This is a genomic window from Micromonospora sp. NPDC051196 (genome assembly GCF_040682415.1).
Lineage (GTDB): Bacteria > Actinomycetota > Actinomycetes > Mycobacteriales > Micromonosporaceae > Micromonospora.
Window position 1 is genome coordinate 388,834 of sequence record NZ_JBFBAY010000004.1, and the last position, 16,222, is coordinate 405,055.

10 protein-coding genes are annotated in these 16,222 nt (G+C 71.8%); 3 read left to right on the forward strand and 7 right to left on the reverse strand.

Translation table 11 applies throughout. The features are described 5' to 3' along the window. Positions 1-10 precede the first annotated feature (10 nt). Positions 11-991 (reverse strand): LLM class F420-dependent oxidoreductase, encoded by a 981-nt coding sequence (locus AB0M35_RS12195; RefSeq protein WP_363744523.1) that lies wholly within the window; start codon positions 989-991, stop codon positions 11-13. A 134-nt stretch (positions 992-1,125) separates the two neighbouring features. Here AB0M35_RS12195 and AB0M35_RS12200 point away from each other — a divergent pair, with 134 nt between their 5' ends. Beyond that, positions 1,126-2,067: a DUF1028 domain-containing protein gene (locus AB0M35_RS12200; protein ID WP_363744432.1), complete on the forward strand. Its 942-nt coding sequence runs from the start codon at positions 1,126-1,128 to the stop codon at positions 2,065-2,067. Positions 2,068-2,105: 38 nt separating this feature from the next. Here AB0M35_RS12200 and AB0M35_RS12205 read toward each other — a convergent pair whose 3' ends face one another. The 3 genes from AB0M35_RS12205 to AB0M35_RS12215 all read right to left on the reverse strand — a co-directional run bounded on the left by AB0M35_RS12205 (position 2,106) and on the right by AB0M35_RS12215 (position 7,569). Then, a complete protein-coding gene (locus tag AB0M35_RS12205; RefSeq protein ID WP_363744435.1) occupies positions 2,106-2,981 on the reverse strand; it encodes a maleylpyruvate isomerase N-terminal domain-containing protein in 876 nt (291 codons plus the stop codon). Between the two features lie 355 nt (positions 2,982-3,336). After that, positions 3,337-4,224 carry a phosphatase PAP2 family protein gene (locus AB0M35_RS12210; protein ID WP_363744437.1) on the reverse strand — a complete coding sequence of 296 codons (888 nt, stop codon included), beginning with the start codon at positions 4,222-4,224 and terminating at the stop codon, positions 3,337-3,339. 444 nt (positions 4,225-4,668) lie between these two features. Next, positions 4,669-7,569 (reverse strand): glycoside hydrolase family 48 protein, encoded by a 2,901-nt coding sequence (locus tag AB0M35_RS12215; RefSeq protein ID WP_363744439.1) that lies wholly within the window; start codon positions 7,567-7,569, stop codon positions 4,669-4,671. Between the two features lie 960 nt (positions 7,570-8,529). Here AB0M35_RS12215 and AB0M35_RS12220 point away from each other — a divergent pair. Continuing rightward, positions 8,530-10,023 carry a GH1 family beta-glucosidase gene (locus AB0M35_RS12220; protein WP_363744441.1) on the forward strand — a complete coding sequence of 498 codons (1,494 nt, stop codon included), beginning with the start codon at positions 8,530-8,532 and terminating at the stop codon, positions 10,021-10,023. A gap of 209 nt (positions 10,024-10,232) precedes the next feature. Continuing rightward, positions 10,233-11,462 carry an MFS transporter gene (locus tag AB0M35_RS12225; RefSeq protein ID WP_363744443.1) on the forward strand — a complete coding sequence of 410 codons (1,230 nt, stop codon included), beginning with the start codon at positions 10,233-10,235 and terminating at the stop codon, positions 11,460-11,462. Between the two features lie 78 nt (positions 11,463-11,540). On the opposite strand, the gene AB0M35_RS12230 is transcribed toward AB0M35_RS12225, so the two are convergent. The 3 genes from AB0M35_RS12230 to AB0M35_RS12240 form a co-directional block, all read right to left on the reverse strand. Then, positions 11,541-11,954: a roadblock/LC7 domain-containing protein gene (locus tag AB0M35_RS12230; protein ID WP_363744525.1), complete on the reverse strand. Its 414-nt coding sequence runs from the start codon at positions 11,952-11,954 to the stop codon at positions 11,541-11,543. Between the two features lie 5 nt (positions 11,955-11,959). Next, positions 11,960-14,464 carry a nitrate- and nitrite sensing domain-containing protein gene (locus tag AB0M35_RS12235; RefSeq protein WP_363744445.1) on the reverse strand — a complete coding sequence of 835 codons (2,505 nt, stop codon included), beginning with the start codon at positions 14,462-14,464 and terminating at the stop codon, positions 11,960-11,962. A 118-nt stretch (positions 14,465-14,582) separates the two neighbouring features. Next, on the reverse strand, positions 14,583-15,968 hold the full coding sequence (locus tag AB0M35_RS12240) for an FGGY family carbohydrate kinase (protein ID WP_363744447.1): 1,386 nt from the start codon (positions 15,966-15,968) through the stop codon (positions 14,583-14,585). Between the last annotated feature and the right edge of the window lie 254 nt (positions 15,969-16,222).

Consider the following 16,222-nt stretch of genomic DNA (forward strand, 5'->3'; position numbering starts at 1 on the left):
GGCGGTGCGGTCACGCCGGTGCCTCGTCGCCGAGCCCGAGCCGGGCGACCATGGTGGCCAGGGCCGCCGTGTCCCCGGTAGCCAGTTCGGGGGTGGGCAGCAGGGCCAGTACGGGGACCTCCACCCCGGCCTCGGCGTAGCGGCGGACCTGGGCCCGGCACTGCTCGGGTGAGCCATGCACGATCAGCGCGTCCACCACCTCGTCCGGCACCGCGGCGAGGGCGGCCCGCCGGTCGCCGGCCGCCCAGGCCCGCCACATCCCCGACAGCGCCTCCTGGCGGCCGAGCCAGCGGTGGAACTCCGCGTACGCGGGCACCGTCAGATAGCTGGTGATCATGCGGCGGCCCAGGCTGCGGGCGTACCCGGCGTCCTCGGTGGGGCAGACGAAGATCCGGGCGACCACCTCGAACTGCGGGCGGCGTTGGCCGAGTTCGGCCAGCGCGCGGGGTACGTCGCCGGCGGCGAGCCAGTTGAGGATGACTCCGTCGGCCTCGGCTGCGGCCAGCCGCAGCATGCCCGGGCGCAGCGCGGCCAGCAGCAACGGCGGCGGTACGGCCGGCGGACGTTGCAGGGTGAACCGCCGCACCGCGAAGGTGTCGAAGGCGCCGTCGACGGTTTCCCCGCGCAGCGCCGCCCGCAGGAACCGCAGCACGTCACGGGTGCGCCGGTACGGCTCGGTGAACTCCACCGCGTTCCAGTCGGAGACCAGCACCGGCGACGACGCGCCGATACCGAGGGCGAACCGGCCCGGTGCGACGTCCGCCAGCGCGGCGGCGCTCATCGCCAGCAGGCCGGGCCCCCGGGTGAACACCGGCGTGATGGCGGTGCCCAGCCGCAGCCGTGGCTGCCAGGCGGCGGCCAACGCCAGCGGGGTGAAGGCGTCGACGCCGTTGACCTCGGAGGACCACACGTCGGTGAACCCGGCATCGGCAAGGGCCGCGTACACGGTGGCATGCTCGGCCAGTGGGACGCCGTCCAACGGCACTGTCATCGCCCATCGCGTCGTCATCGATCGATGGTGCCCGCCATACCGCCCGCCGAGCAAGATCTTGTCGGCTTCCCGGTGGGTCGGACGCGCTCGCCGGGCCCAGCAACAGGGCCGCGACCAGCGCTAACCTTGCCCGCGTGACCTTCTCGCTCGTTGCCCGTTCCGCCGACGGCCACCTGCACGGTGTCGCCGTGGCCAGCCGCTTCCTGGCCGCGGGCGCTCTCGTCCCGGCGGCCGAGGCGGAGATCGGCGCGATCGCCACGCAGGCGCATGTGAACCTGGCCTACCGGCCGCAGGGGATGGCCCTGCTGCGCACCGGGGTGACTGCGGCCGGCGTGGTCGCCGGTCTGGTCGCTGCCGACCCGGAACGCGACCACCGTCAACTCGGCGTGGTCGCCGCCACCGGCTCCGGCGCCACGTACACCGGAGAGCACTGCCGTGGCTGGGCGGGTGGCCAGGCGGGCGACGGCTGGGCCGCGCAGGGCAACATCCTCACCGGCCCCGAGGTGATCGACGCCCTGCGCGACATCTGGCTGGCCCGTACCGACCTGCCCTTCGCGCACCGGCTGCTCGCCGCGCTGCGCGCCGGGCAGGAGGCCGGCGGTGACCGGCGCGGCCAGCAGAGCGCCGGGCTCGTCGTGGTCCGTCGTGGCGGCGGGTACGGCGGCACCGGCGACCTCATGATCGATCTGCGGGTCGACGACCACCCCGATCCGATCACCGAACTCGACCGGCTGCTGGCCGTGCACACCCTCATGTTCAGCCGCCCCGACCCGGCCACCCTGCTCGACCTGACCGGCGCGGTGGCCGTCGAGGTGGCCGGCCTGCTCACCGCGCTCGGCCATCCGGCCGATCCGGCCGAGCCCGAGGACGCGCTGGTCGCCTGGGCCGGGCTGGAGAACCTGGAAGAACGGTTGGCGCCCGGCCGTATCGACCCGGTGGTGCTGGCCCACCTGCGTGCCGCCCTCCCCCACGTACCCGCACCCCGAGGTGCGGCGTCAGCAGATTCTGACGCAGCCGTCGGCGGGGGCGGTGACTTCGCGGCCCAGGTGGGCAGCGAGCCTGAGTCGGCACGGTAAAGCGTCCCGCTCGGCGCAGCCGGCCCGCTCGGCTGGGATCAGGGGCCGAAGGCCAACAGCGGCAGGCCGACCCGGGCGAGGGCTGCCTGCTCGGCAGGACTGCACGGCATGCGCCCGGTCACCTTGGCGATCAGGGTCAGCCGGTCCCAGCCCAGCTCCGCCGGCAGGGAGCGGCCCACGGTGAGCAGATCGGCGATGACCCGGCTGGCGGCCGTGGTCAGCCACGGCGGCCGGTCCAGCGCCGCCGCCAGGTCCAGGCCGTGCACTCCGACCTCCACCACCCGGGTACGGAGGAACTCCGTCACCGTCATCGCATCGTCGTGTCGGGTGCGTACCACCCGGTCTGGTGGGTACGCCTCGACGGCCGCAAGGGCGGCCCGCCAGGCCCGGTCGAAGTCCTCGCCCAATCCGGCCCCCCGGCGCCTGCCGTCCGGGCCGAAGCTCTCCTCACCACCCTCAACCCGCCCGTCCCCAACCCGAGCCGCCTCGGCATGAGCAGCCTCGATGCGGGCAGCCTCGATGCGGGCAGCCTCAGCACGGGCCGACTCGATGCGGGCGGCGTCGACCTCGGAGGTGAACTTGGCGGTGCCGAAGTAGCCAGCGGCGTCGACCGGGGCGCCGGTCGGCGCCGGTGCGGCCAGCATGTCGATCAGCCGGCCAGCACCGGTGCGGACATGTGCCAGCAGTTCGGCCACTGTCCACGGCACGCAGCCGGTCGGCCGGGCCAGGTCCCCCGGATCGAGGCTGGCCAGCACCTCACCGAGCCGCAGGCACTCCTCGCGGAAAGCCGCCCGAACGAGGTCAGCGTTCCCCGCGCGCTCCCCCACCTCGGACAACCCCACCTCGGACAACCTCGGCTCGGACTGCCCCTCCTCGGACGGCCCCGTCACGAACATCGCCGATCGCCCGTCCATCGCACCTCTGCACCCGTCACTGGGACCTGCTGATCCCCCATCTTCAGCCCTAGGCATCATCCGCTGGCCTTCCACCCATGCTGACCGATTCGCAGGTCGACGCCCAGCGAGGGTGCACCCGGTAGCCAACTGCATTCCTGCCAACGGCCAACGACTCATGATCGTGCTCGATCCCGGATCGAGTGGTCTCGTTATTCATTGTCAGCCACTCGATCCTGCATCTAGCACGATCTTGCGGAAGCCTGCCTGCGGGAGCCTGGCTGCGGGAGCCTGCGCGGACACGGATACCTCACCCAGGAGTTTCATGGGCGCCTCGAAACCCGCAAAGCTTGGCGAGCCGAAAGCGTGGCGGCGGTCAGCCCTTGTGGCGGGGGACGATCCGGTGCACGGCGGCGAGGACCAGCGCCATGACCACAACCATCGTTCCGGCGATGCCGGCGGCGCTGCCGGCGTACCCGACGAACAGGGGCTGGCGGGACAGCTCGGCCGGTGCGGTGGCGCGCTGCCCGACCAGCCAGGACAACGCCAGCGCGCAGGCGGCGATCGCCAGCAGTCCGCCGATGCCGAGCAGCAGCGCGACGCCCCGGTGCGCGTCGGCCGAGGCAACCTGCGCCCGTTCCCGCTGGGTGATCAGCAGCAGCAGGCCGGCCAGGGCCGCCCACACTCCGACCACGAGGAACGCGGCCACCGCGTCGCTGGGACGGTGCCACCCCGCGGAGAGGGTCGCCACCCCGGCGACCGCGGCGTATGCGGCGCCGACCAGGGCGGCGAAGGCCCGGCCCTTGGGCGGCAGCACGAGCACCAGCGCCACCGCCACCGAGGCGGCGACGGTGGTGTGACCGCTGGGCAGGCTGTTACCCACGTACGCCCGTTCCGGGTCGATGCCGTAGTCGGGCCGGACCAGGCCGTACTTGAGCAACTGGGTGGTGACGTTGGCGCCGGCGATCAGCAGGGTGGCCGCCACCGCCAGGGCTACCCGACCTCGGATCAACGCGATGAACCCGATCATCACGGTGGCCGCCAGCAGCGACACCACCGACATCGCGTTGAGGATCCGGTCGACCGGATCCTCGATGTGATCACGACCGATCCGGTTGCCGGTCAGCGCCACCGTGTCGATCCACTGCCCGACGTCGGTGTAGAGAGCGAACCGCCAGACAACGATGAAGGCCGCTGTCTGGACGAGGGCCAACGCGACCAACCAGACCGCAGTCCCACCCCTGGGCGTCACAGGCACCCGCACAACTTAGCGGCCCTCCCCCACCGGGCGAGCAGTGGCCCGCCGACCGCGTCGGGAGCGCTTCGGGGCACAGGTGAGCAGGGGCGACGGGGATCGGTAAGCCGTCGGAGCGCGAACGCGATGCCGCGGGTCGACGCCGCGAGACCGGGATGGGGCCGACACAATAAGGGAGAGGCCGCCACGGGGGGAGCGGCCTCTCCGGTGATGTACGTTACTCCGTCCCCGGCCGGGTTGTGATCCCGGGGCGGGCACTTTTTTTCGCGATCTGCGTGGTGTGCCTGTCGGATCGGGGGGCGGTGGGGTGGGTCGACTGCTCCGCTGCGTCGGCCAGAGGGCCGACCCACCCCGGCCTGACCGTGGGCGTCAGGCCACCGGCCGGTCCTGCCTCTACCCCCGAGGCCCGGCCGGAGCCTCCGGGTGGGTCACCGCCCACCCGGAGGACGTCGTTCAGCCGTTGGGGAACAGCTTCCCGTAGTCGGCGTACGCCATGGCGACGTCCGCCTGGGCCCAGAACCGGTGGTAACGGAACTCCGGCTCCGGCCCACCGTCGAGGTACGCCTGGACCTTCGGCCACGCCGGGTCGTTCTTGTAGAACGACCGGATGTCGACGAAGCTCTTGCCCGGAGCGATCACGTCACCGTTGGGCATGCGGCCGGTCCAGCCCTGCGGGATGTACAGGCCGTCTCCGGTGGAGGCGTTGTAGACGTCGTCGAAGCGCCGGTAGTCGCCGCGCTTCTCCACCGTCGACACACCCTGCGCGTCACTTTCCCCGTGCAGCGCGTCCAGCAGCCCCTTGGCGGTGTTCTTCGCCGCCGTGTTGCCCGACTTCGCCGCGTACGCGATGAGCGTGCGGGCGTAGGCGGCGGCGACGCCGACGTCCTGGCCCTTGACCGTCACCTCGACGTGCAGGTTGGTGTTGGGCTGCGGGTTGGTCGGGTTCCAGTTGTTGGGCTGGCCGGTCCACTTCATGTCCGACGGGATGGACCAGTCCTCACCCAACGTGGTGTGGGAAATCGCCCACGGCACCCACTTGTCCAGCAGCGCCTTGGCTCGGGCGTCGCCGCTGACCAGGTACAGCTCGGCGATGCGCTGCATCGACCAGGCCTGCATGCCGAACCACTGGTTCGACGGCGGGTCGTTGTAGACCGGGTCCTCGTCGTAGAACATGCCGTAGAAGGTGGCGGTGCCGGCCGGCGGCGTGCCGTAGTGCCCGCCCCAGCTGTTGGTCGCGCCACCGGCGATGCCACCCTCGGCCGACTGGAGCCAGGTGTAGAGCTCCAACTGCCGGGTGAGGCTGTTGTTCCAGTCCGCCGCCGCGGTCGACGAGCGCGGCTTGAGCTCGTTGACGTTGGTCAGCGCCCAGGCCGCGAACGGGTTCTGGTAACCGAAGTGGCTGTGGCTGGAACCGATCCGCCACGACCAGTTCTGGCTGGTCTCGTACGCGCCGCCCCAGGCGTAGTACCAGGACAGCAGGTAGTGGGCGGACTCGCGGTTGTTACCGGCCGGGCAGGAGGTGGCCCCGACGCAGTTACCGATGCGCTTGAAGTACTTGTCGAACAGCGCGTACCGCAGGTAGTCACCCATCTTGGCGGCCTTGGCCACGGTGGCCGCCACGTCGGCCTGCTTGTTCTGCTCCTTGGCCCAGGTCAGCGCCCAGTACGCGGCCTGCACGGCGCGGGCGTCGGCGTCCGGGGCGTTGGTGTACTTCCACTGCTTGGCCGGAGCGCCGGACTCCTTGATGAACAGGTCCAGGTAACCGTTCGTGCCGCCGTGGGCGAAGGTGTCGCAGGAGGGGTGCGGCACGGTCTCCCACACCGACTCCTGGGTGCCCCGCTGGAAGGTGTTGATGTACGCGGGGCGGGTGGTGCCGTTGCCGCAGCGGCCGAAGCCGTAGACGTTGTCCACGTCCAGCAGCCAGTGCATGCCGTAGATGCTGCCGGTGCCGTAGGTCTGCTGCAGTTCCGAACGCAGCGGGTCCCTACCGACCGGCACGTTCGCGTCGAGCTGCGACGGGTACTGGTTGGGCAGGTTGTGCTCGGCGGCATAGGTGGCGTCGCCGGCGGAACCGGCGGTCGGCTGGTCGGCCGTGGACGGGATGATGTAGGTCTCCATCACCGTCCAGGCGTTGTTGAACGGCGCCCAGTTCTGGGTGACCCGACCGTAGTACGCCTCCAGCCACAGCCAGAAGCTGAACGCCTCCGAGGTGGTCTGGTGGCCGTGGTCGGGCGCCTCGACGATCAGCGTCTCGATCGAGTGGTACGGCACGCCCTCGGGGCTGAAGTAGCCCGAGTTCTTGATCTTGTTGTACTGGGTGAGGAAGCGCTGCACGTACTCGCCGTCGCCGCCCGGCACGTCGTTGTCGATCTCGGTGACGGTGACCGTCGCCGACGTGTGGCCCGAGGCCGAGGCGGTGATCGTCGCGGTGCCACCGACGGTGTCGGAGTCCTCGGCGGCCCGGACGGTCACGTCGACGCCACTGTTCCAGTTGCTCGTGGTCAGCGTCAGCGGAGTCGACGGGACGGTGATGTCGGTGTCACCGGTGCGGGACAGGCTCACCGAGACGTTGGCCGACGGCGCGCGGCTGAGCTTGACGTTGAACGTCGAGCTGCCGCCCTCGGGCACGGTCAGCGCGGTCGGGGTGGCCACCACCGACGGCGAGGTGGACGCCGTGACGGTGAACGCCCGCTCGGCGATCGCCGACAGGCCGCTGTTGTCGTACGCCCGGGCCTGCACGGTGTAGTCACCGGCCGGCAGGCTTTCCAGGGTGTACGCGTACGGCGCGGTGGTGTCGGTGTTGACCAGCAGGCCGTTGCGGTAGAACTCGACGCGGGCGATGGTGCCGTCCGGGTCGCTCGCGGTGGCGGTCAGCGGCACGGTCGCCGGGGCCGTGAACGGCCCGGAGGGGATCGACAGGCTCACCGTCGGGGGCTGCTGGGCGACGCCACCGCAGGTGACCCCGTTGACGGAGAACGAGGTCGGCTTCGGGTTGCTGCCGGTGTACGAGCCGTTGAAGCCGATGGTGGTGCTGGCGCCGGTGGCCATGCTGCCGTTCCACGCCTCGTTGACGGCGGTGACCTCGTTGCCGCTCTGGCTCCACCGGGCGGACCAGCCATTGGTGACCCGCTGGTTGCCGGGGAAGGCGAACCGCAACGTCCAGCCGTTGACCGGGTCGCCGAGGTTCTTGAGGGTGATGTTGGCGGTGAAGCCGTTGCTCCAGTCGTTGGTCGTATAGACCACGTCGCAGGCCGGTGCGGCCTGTGCGGCGCCGGCGGGTACGGTCACCCCGCCGATCGCCAGCGCCGCGGCGGCGAGCCACGCCAGGCGGCGACGTCTTGCCAAGTTTCTCATCTGCGCGGTGTCTCCTCGAACCAGGCCGGGTGCGGTGCCGCCCCCGGCGGGACGCCTCGCAGACGACAGGACGCGAGACGCCATTGGATGGTGGTGACCGGCCGGCCGGCCGGAACGCAGCAGGTCGTCGTCAGGGACGAACGCCGCACCCACTGCGATCAGGGCGCCGTCCGGATACACCGGAAGCCCTCGGCGGCCCCACGCTCACGCATACCTGGCTCCACGCGGTCGATCGACAGTGTGCCATGGAAGCGCTCCCAGCACCAGAGATCATACTTCCGGAAGCACTCGGTTGTTTCGATCTCATTTTGGGGCTTTCACAAAGCCGTGACGGGCGTTACAGTCGCAGCAACGTCGATGGGAGCGCTTCCATCGATGGAGTTCCAAGCATTGGATTTACCCGGCGCTGTGCCCACGGCATCGGGTACTAAGACCGCAGGCCGACGGCGGGCCAGCCCGGACACCGCCGTCAGCCGTCACCCCACCAGCAGTGAGGGGAGGTGGATCCTCAAGCCACTCGCGTGGCCCGGCTCCCGCGCGACACGCACGACTGGGACGCCAATCCGCACGTGCGTGTACCGCAACACGGTGGGGACGGGGGTTGCCCTCCCCCGTCCCCACACTAAACCCCCGTTAACGATGGGAAAAGAGGCCGACGGGTCAGACGCGCATCACCCGCGCGCCCCGCACGGCAGTAAGCCCCGCCCGCCGACCGTGCGCTGCCCCGCCGACCACCTCCGGGAGCACGCCGCCGGTCCGCCCGCGGAACTCGGCGTACCCCGGTCCCGCCACACCCGACGCCCGACCGGCTGACGCCCGAACCTTCACCTTTTTACCCCCGCCGCCGCGGCCGTTCGTGATCTGCGACGACCGAGCACCGGCGGCGGCCGCCCACCCCTTACGCTTTATTGGGAGCGCTCCCGAGGGCGCTGGCGGCCACCCCACCCACGAGGAGAACCCATGTCGATGCTCACCAGGCGACACCTGCTGCGCCAAGCGGCGCTGTCGGCCACCGCGGCAACCCCGGCCGGCGCCGCCCTGGGCACGGTCACCGCCGCGGCCGGGGCGACCGCCCTCACCGGTTGCCAGTCCGGTGACTCCGCGGCACCCGGCGAACCGGCTGCCAGCCCTGCCGCTCGATTGCACTTCCCGGCGAACTTCGGCTGGGGCGCGGCCACCTCGGCGTACCAGATCGAAGGCGCCGCCAAGGAGGACGGCCGGGGTGAGTCGGTATGGGACACCTTCAGCCGTACCCCGGGACGCACCCGCAACGGCGACACCGGTGACGTCGCCGCCGACCACTACCACCGCTACGCCGAAGACCTCGATCTGATGCGCGACCTGGGGCTGCGCAGCTACCGGTTCTCCATCTCCTGGCCGCGCATCCAGCCCGACGGCACCGGCGCCGCCAACCAACGTGGGCTCGACTTCTACCGCCGACTGGTCGACGGGCTGCACGAGCGTGGCATCTCTCCGATGGCCACCCTGTTCCACTGGGATCTGCCGCAGACCCTGCAGGACGCCGGCGGCTGGGAGTCCCGCGACGTCGCTTACCGCTTCGCCGACTACGCCGCCACCGTATTCGCCGCACTCGGCGACCGGGTGCCGGTGTGGCTCACCATCAACGAGCCCAAGACGGTCGTGCAGAACGGCTACCTGTACGGCCATCACGCCCCGGGCCGGCAGGACCCGGACGCCGCCTACCTCGTCGCCCACCATCTTCAGCTCGCCCATGGCCTCGCGGTCCAGGCGCTGCGCGCCGGCGGCCACGGCGGCCGCATCGGCCCGGCCTTCAACCTGCACCCCTGCTACCCCGCCGACGACTCCTCCGGCGCCACCGAGGCCACCCGGTTGTACGACGGCTACGAGAACCGCCTCTATCTCGACTCGGCGCTCAAGGGCAGCTACCCGGAGGACGTCCTGGCCGACCTCGGGCCGACCAGCCGGATGGTACGGGGCATCCGGGACGGCGACCTGAAGATCATTTCCTCGCCCATCGACCTGCTCGCCGTGCAGTACTACACCCCGATCTACGTGACCGCCACCGGCGGCACCGTACGCCGCTGGCCCACCTCGGAGGCGAGCTGGCAGCAGATCTACCCGGACGGGATGTACGACATCCTGACCCGGGTCACCCGCGACTACGGCTCGATCCCGCTCACCGTCACCGAGAACGGGCTGCCCACCCCCGACGTCCTCGCCGCCGACGGCACCGTCGAGGACACCGGTCGGGTCAACTTCCTGCGCGATCACCTCGCCGCCGCCCACCGCGCGGTCACCGACGGGGTGCCGCTGGAGAGCTTCCACGTCTGGTCGCTGCTGGACAACTTCGAGTGGGCCGAGGGCTACGACCAGCGCTGGGGCCTCATCTACGTCGACTACCCCACCCAGCGGCGCGTGCTCAAGCGCAGCGCCCACTGGTACCGCCAGGTCATCGCCGACAACGCCCTGTAAGCCTCGGCTGACGCGCCGGGCCGGCACCCGGATCAGAGCTGCCGGCCCTGCGCGTCCCAGGTGATGCAGCAGCAGACCCTGGGCCTGCACGGCTGCACCGCCTGCCGTGCCTGAACGGCCGTCGCTACTCCGGGCGGTCGGGGGCCTACGACGATCGGATCCCGCCGCGCGACCGGGGCCTGCGAAGCTGACCGCACTAGGCTCGCGGCATGGACCAGAATCCACGATCGTTGGGCCGGCCGTTCTGGACATTCTGGAGCGCCGCCGCGCTGGCCAACCTCGGTGACGGCATCCGGGTGGCCGCCTTCCCGCTGCTGGCCGCGACGCTCACCGACAACCCGCTGGCGGTCGCTGCCGTGGCCGCCGCCCAGTTCCTGCCCTGGCTCGTCTCCGGCCTGCTCGCCGGCGCCCTCGCCGACCGTCGTGGCGCCCGGAACCTGCTCACCGCAGCCGACACCGGCCGGGTCCTCGTGCTGGGCACCCTCGCCGCCACGATCGCTCTCGGCTGGGCGACCATCGCCCTCGTGGTGGCCGCCGCGTTCCTGCTCGGCGTCGGGGAGACCATCCGCGACACGGCCGCCCAGACCGCCGTACCCCGGCTCGTCCCGGACGCCCAGTTGGAGAAGGCCAACGGGCGGCTCGTCGCCGGGGAGATCGTGGGCAACGAGTTCGTCGGCCCACCGGTGGGCGCACTGCTGTTCGTCGTCGGCGCCGCCATACCGTTCGCCGTCAACGGCGCCGCGCTCGCCCTGGCCGTGATGCTGGTGCTGTCCCTGCCGCTGACCCTGGCGCACCGGCCCAGCGTCGACGGCGACATGCCGGTCGGCGAGGGGGACGGCGTCCTGGCCGGTCTGCGCTGGCTGGTGCGCCAACCGATGCTGCGGACCCTGGTGCTGGTCACCGCCGCCGTGGCCGCCGCCGACACCGCCTGGTTCGCGATCTTCGTACTCTACGCCCGCGATGCCCTCGACCTCGGTGCGTTCGGCTTCGGCCTGCTGTTGGCCACCGGGGCGGCTGGCGGCCTGCTCGGCTCGTTCACCGCTGACCGGCTCATCGCCCGGTTCCGGCACCGCACGGTACTCACCGGGTCGATGGCCGTCACCGCGGGCGTACCCGTGCTGCTGGCCGTCGTCGCCGACCGGGCCGTGGCCGTGGTCGTGGTGGTCGCCACCAGCGCGGCGTTCGCCGTGCTCAACGTCGCCGCCCTGTCGGTACGGCAGCGTCTGGTGCCGGGCGGGCTGCTGGGTCGGGTCATCGCCGCCTCCCGGCTGGTCACCTACAGCTGCACGGCACTGGGTGCGTTGGCCGGCGGCGCACTGGCCGCACGCGCCGGTCTGGGGGCACCGTTCGTGTTCAGCGGCGCGGTCGCCGTGGCCGCCACCGCGGCCTGGTGGCTCGCCTCCCGACCCGCCGCACCCGGCGCCCTCGGGCTGCGCTGACCCGCAATGTTAAGAAGGGGCCCCGCTACTACCGCAGGCGTTAAGCAGGGGCCCTTCCTTACCCCAAAACCCGGCAGGTCAGCGGGGTAGCGCCTGCTGGAGCTCGGCACGCAGCGCAGGGGTCAGCATCTCCCCCGCCTGCTTGGCCAGCCGGGCCATCTCGTAGCCGACCACGCCGATGTCGGCATCCCCCGCCGCCAGCGTGGCCAGGATCGAGCCGTCGCGTATCTGCATCACCAGGAAGTAGCCACGGCCCATCTCCACCACGGTCTGCTTGACCACGTCGCCGTCGAACATCTGGGCCGCACCGGCGGTAATGCTCATCAGGCCCGACGTCACCGCGGCGAGCTTGTCCGCATGGTCGCGCGGCAGGTGATCGGAGATCGCGACCAGCAGTCCGTCGGAGGACACCACCACGGCGTGGGCGACACCGGGTACCCGTTCCGCGAACGCGCTGATCAGCCAGCTCAGGTCCCGTGCCTCCTGAGACAACGTCGTCACCTGCGTCCTCCTTCACTCCAGGTCCCGGGCGGTGGCACGGGTATCTCGGTGGTCTCCTCGGCCTCGGCCCGTCGTACCCCGCTGTACAACCTCGACAACATGCCGCCGACCGCCTCCGGGTCCGGGTCGTGCCGCGCCACCTGCTGCTCGGGGCGGGCCGACTGGGTCGCGGTACGCAGCTGTGCCATCGGAACGCGTACCGGCAGTCCCCGGTCGTTGGTGCCCGCGGTCACCGGCACCGTCGGCGGTGCCGGGCTGCCGGCATCGGCCGTCGACGACGACGGTCCCTCCCGGGACCACCAACCGCCGCCGGTCGACGCTGGCGCTGCCGCCGGTGCGAGCACGTCCTCCGCGCGTACCGGCACGGGGTGGGCCTGTCGGGGCACGGTCGGTCGACGCCCGGCCACCGGCAGCTCCACCTGCCCGGCGTGCACCGACCGGTCCGGCCGGGCTGCCGGGCCCGGCAGCCCGCGCGGCGACGCAGGCGGATCCAGAGCCGGCGGCGATGCCGCCGCCAGCAGGGCGCCCGGCAGCTTGATCCGGGCCACCAGCCCACCGGCCCCGCCGTGCAACCGCACCTCGATGCCGTGCCGGGCCGCCAGATGGCTGACCACGAACAGGCCCATCCGCTCGACCGTCGCCACGTCCGCCGCCGGCGGCGTGGCCAGCACGGCATTTGCCTCGGCCAGCGCGGTCTGGCTCATGCCCAGACCCTGGTCGGCGATCTCGATCGTCGCGCCCGAGCCCTCTGCGCGGGCCGAGACCTGCACGATCGTGTCGGGGCGTGAGAAGGCGGTGGCGTTCTCCAGCAGCTCGGCGAGCAGGTGCACCAACTCGCCGACGGCGTGCCCCACGAGATGCAACTCGGCCACCGCGTCGTGCCGCACCCGCTGGTACTGCTCGATCTCGGCGCTCGCCGCCAGCAGCACCGCACTCAACCCGATCGGCCGGTTCCAGCGGCGGGTCGACTCGGTGCCGGCGAGCACCAGCAGGCTCTCGTCGTTACGGCGCATCCGGGCGGCGAGGTGGTCCAGCTTGAACAGGTTCTCCAGCTGCTCCGGGTCGCTCTCCTCGCGTTCCAGGTCGTCGAGCAGCTCCAGCTGCCGTTCCACCAGCACCTGGCTGCGACGGGCGAGGTTGACGAACATCGCGTTGACGTTGCGCCGCATGTTCGCCTGCTCGACGGCCACCCCGACGGCGCTGCGGTGCACCGCGACGAACGCCTCGGCCAGCTCGCCGATCTCGTCGAGCGAGCGCACCACCGCCGGGGCGACCTCGATCTGCGGCACACCGCCGGAGACCGACCGCAGCCGGGCCAGCGCCTCGGGCAGCTCGATCTGCGCGATCCGCAACGCCTGCGAACGCAGCAGGCGGATCGACCGGGCCAGCGAACGGCCGATCAGCACCGAGATCAGTACGGCCACCAGCAGCACCGTGATGATCACACCGACCATCAGCAGCGTCTCCCGCCACTGGGTGTCGCTGGCCGTCTCGGCCTGAGCCGCCGAGTCCTCCAGCACGCTGGCCTCGAAATCGCGCAGCAGGTCGTGGCGGACCTCGCTGAAGGTCCACCAGTCGTCGTCGGGCAGCAACGTCAGCGCGGTCGGGTTCTGGGTCAGTGCCCGTTCCTCCAGCCGGCCGGCCTGGACGAAGGCATCCTCCTGGCTCATCAGGTCGTAGCGGGTCACCTGCGCGTTGCTGGCCGCGATGCGGAAGGTGCCCAGCGCCGTCAACTGCCGCGCTCGCAGGTCGTTGATCTGCGCCCGGTCGTTGTCCTCGTACGCGCCGTTGCGGGCCGCCGCATAGAGTTCCGCGCGTACCCGCGAGGTGAGTTCCTTGGCGCGGGCGAACTGCACGTAGCGTGACACCGCGTCGGACAGGTCCGGCCGGTCGGCACCGGGGGCCGGCTGGGCGAGCAGGGTGAGCAGCGCGTCGACCGCCCGATGGTAGTTGCCCAGGATGGTGTCGTTGCTCAACACCACGGTGGCCATGACGCTACGCATGTAGCCGACCTGCTGGTAAGCCTGGTAGGCCACCGTGAAGGTGTCCTGCCAGCCGGCGTCCGCCTTGCCCACCGCCTCGGCCGCCCGGCGCAGTGCCTGTGCCGCCTGGTCGGTGTCGGCGCGATAGGGGGCCAGCGCCTCCAACACCTGCGCGCTCTCCTCCTCGGCGGAGGCGGCACGCAGCGCGGGCAGCTCACCGGCGGTCCGGTCGCGCTCCTGCTGCAACTGGTGCACCAGTTGGGAGATCTCCCGCCCGATGCCGACCTGGGCGGCGAAGTCGCTCAACGTGTTGGCCCGGCCGACCAGGTTCTGGGTCTGTACGCCCGCCAGGACCAGGAAGGCGACCGAGGGGATCACCAGCACCGTGGCGAGCTTGGTGCGCATCCGCCAGTCCTGCAGGCGCAGCGGGGAGCGGCGTCGGTGGGGCACCACCCGGACATCGAACCGACGCCGATGATGCTGCGACACCGTCGGGGCTTGGTCCGGTGCTGCTGCCACGACCTCCTCCTCCCAGGCGTCCGCCGCGATCCGGGAGCGCCGTCCATCCAACCAGGCCCCGGACCAGTGTCAACGCCCGCCCTTACGTTGGTTCAGGCGGGCACCGCCGGGCGTCACCCTATGCCGTGTCCGCCGAGGATTGATCATCCGTCTGGCCGATGTCGGTCAACGCGACGGCATCGGTGATGCGGCCACAGGCCACCAGCGCCGCACCGGTCGCCCCGATCTCCGGATGACGCCCGAAGCCCACCGGTCGAGGTGCCAGCACCTCGGCGAAGGCGGCGCGCCACCACGGTGAGGCCGCCATCGCGCCGCCGCCGAGGACCACCTCCACCGGGGAGCGGACTGTGGACTCCAGCGCCGCGAGATCGTCGACGACCTGCTCGCACACCCCGTACATCAGTCCGGCCAGCAACTGCACCGCGGTGGTGTCGAAACTCAACCCGCCCAGCGCACCGGAGCCGGCTCGGCGGTTGCCCGGTGGCCGGTCACCGCCGAAGGCGGTGTTCACCGGGCGCCGGTCGGCGGCCGACAGCCCCCGCAGCGCCGCCTCCAGCGCCGGGCCCTCCGGGAGCCGCAGCTCCCGATCGGCCCACGCGAACAGGTTTCCCCCGGAGGAGTACGCCGCCCCGGTGACCACGTGGTCGTGGTCGACGCGGTACCGCCACAGCTGCGGCGGCAACGGCGCCAACGGCGTGTTCGCGGGCGTCCGCTGAAGCAGCCGCACCGCCGACGAGGTACCCACGGTCACCGCCGCCCGGGTGTGGTCGATGCAGCCGGAGCCGACGTTGGAGGCGGCACCGTCACCGACCGGCGGCGCCCACGGCACCCGCGCCAGGGCCGGCCACCGGCGGGCGTACGCGGGGCGCAGCCGTCCCCGCCAGTGCGACGGTGCCAGTTCCGGCAGTTCGTCGCCGAGGACACCGGCCAACGCGCAGGCCTCGGGATCCCAGTCGAGGGTACGCAGATCGAGCAGGCCGGTGCCGGAGGCCTGGGAGATCGACATCGGCGCGTCGTCGAGCAGTTGGCTCAGCGCGTACTCGACCAGGCCGGTGAACCGGGCCACCGGGCTGCCGCAGTGGGCGCGTAGCCAGGGCAGCCGCACCGACCAGTAGCAGCGGTGCCACCAGGTGCCGGTCCGTTGGTGGTATGCATCCGGGTCAGCCGGCCCGGTCTGCGTCGGTGCCGGTGCGGGCCGGGTGTCCAGCCAGGTGAGCACCGGGCCGAGCGGCTCGCCGTCGGAGCCGAGCGGCAGCACCGAGTGCCACTGCGCGCTGATCGCCACCAACTCCACCTCGCGCAGCCAGCCCTGCTCGCTCAACTCGTCCAGGCAGTCGAACAGACAGGCCAGGTAGCCGCGCGCGTCGAGGGTGCCGGTGCCGTCGTCGTCGACGGTCAACTCGATCCGGCGTCGGGCCAACGCGCCCGGCACCGGCTGGATGTCGCTGTCCAGCACGATCCCGCGCACCGAGGAGGTGCCCAGGTCCAGCGCGAGAATGTTCATCGCGGGTCAACGTACCCGGTGGGCCGGTGGCCACAACCTCGCCGCGCACCCGGGTACGCCGATCGGCTTCCCCGCCGTACGCCGGGCGCGTAGGGTGAGCGCATGCTCGCGCGACTGTCCTGCTGGTGGCCCGCCGACCCGGCGGCCCATCCCCGCGCGTAGCTTCCCACGCGGCCGCCTGACGAGGCGGTCGCCGGTCAGCTCTCCCGGCCCGTGGGCCGCCCCCGACGGCGGCACCCGGCCTGAGGAGACCG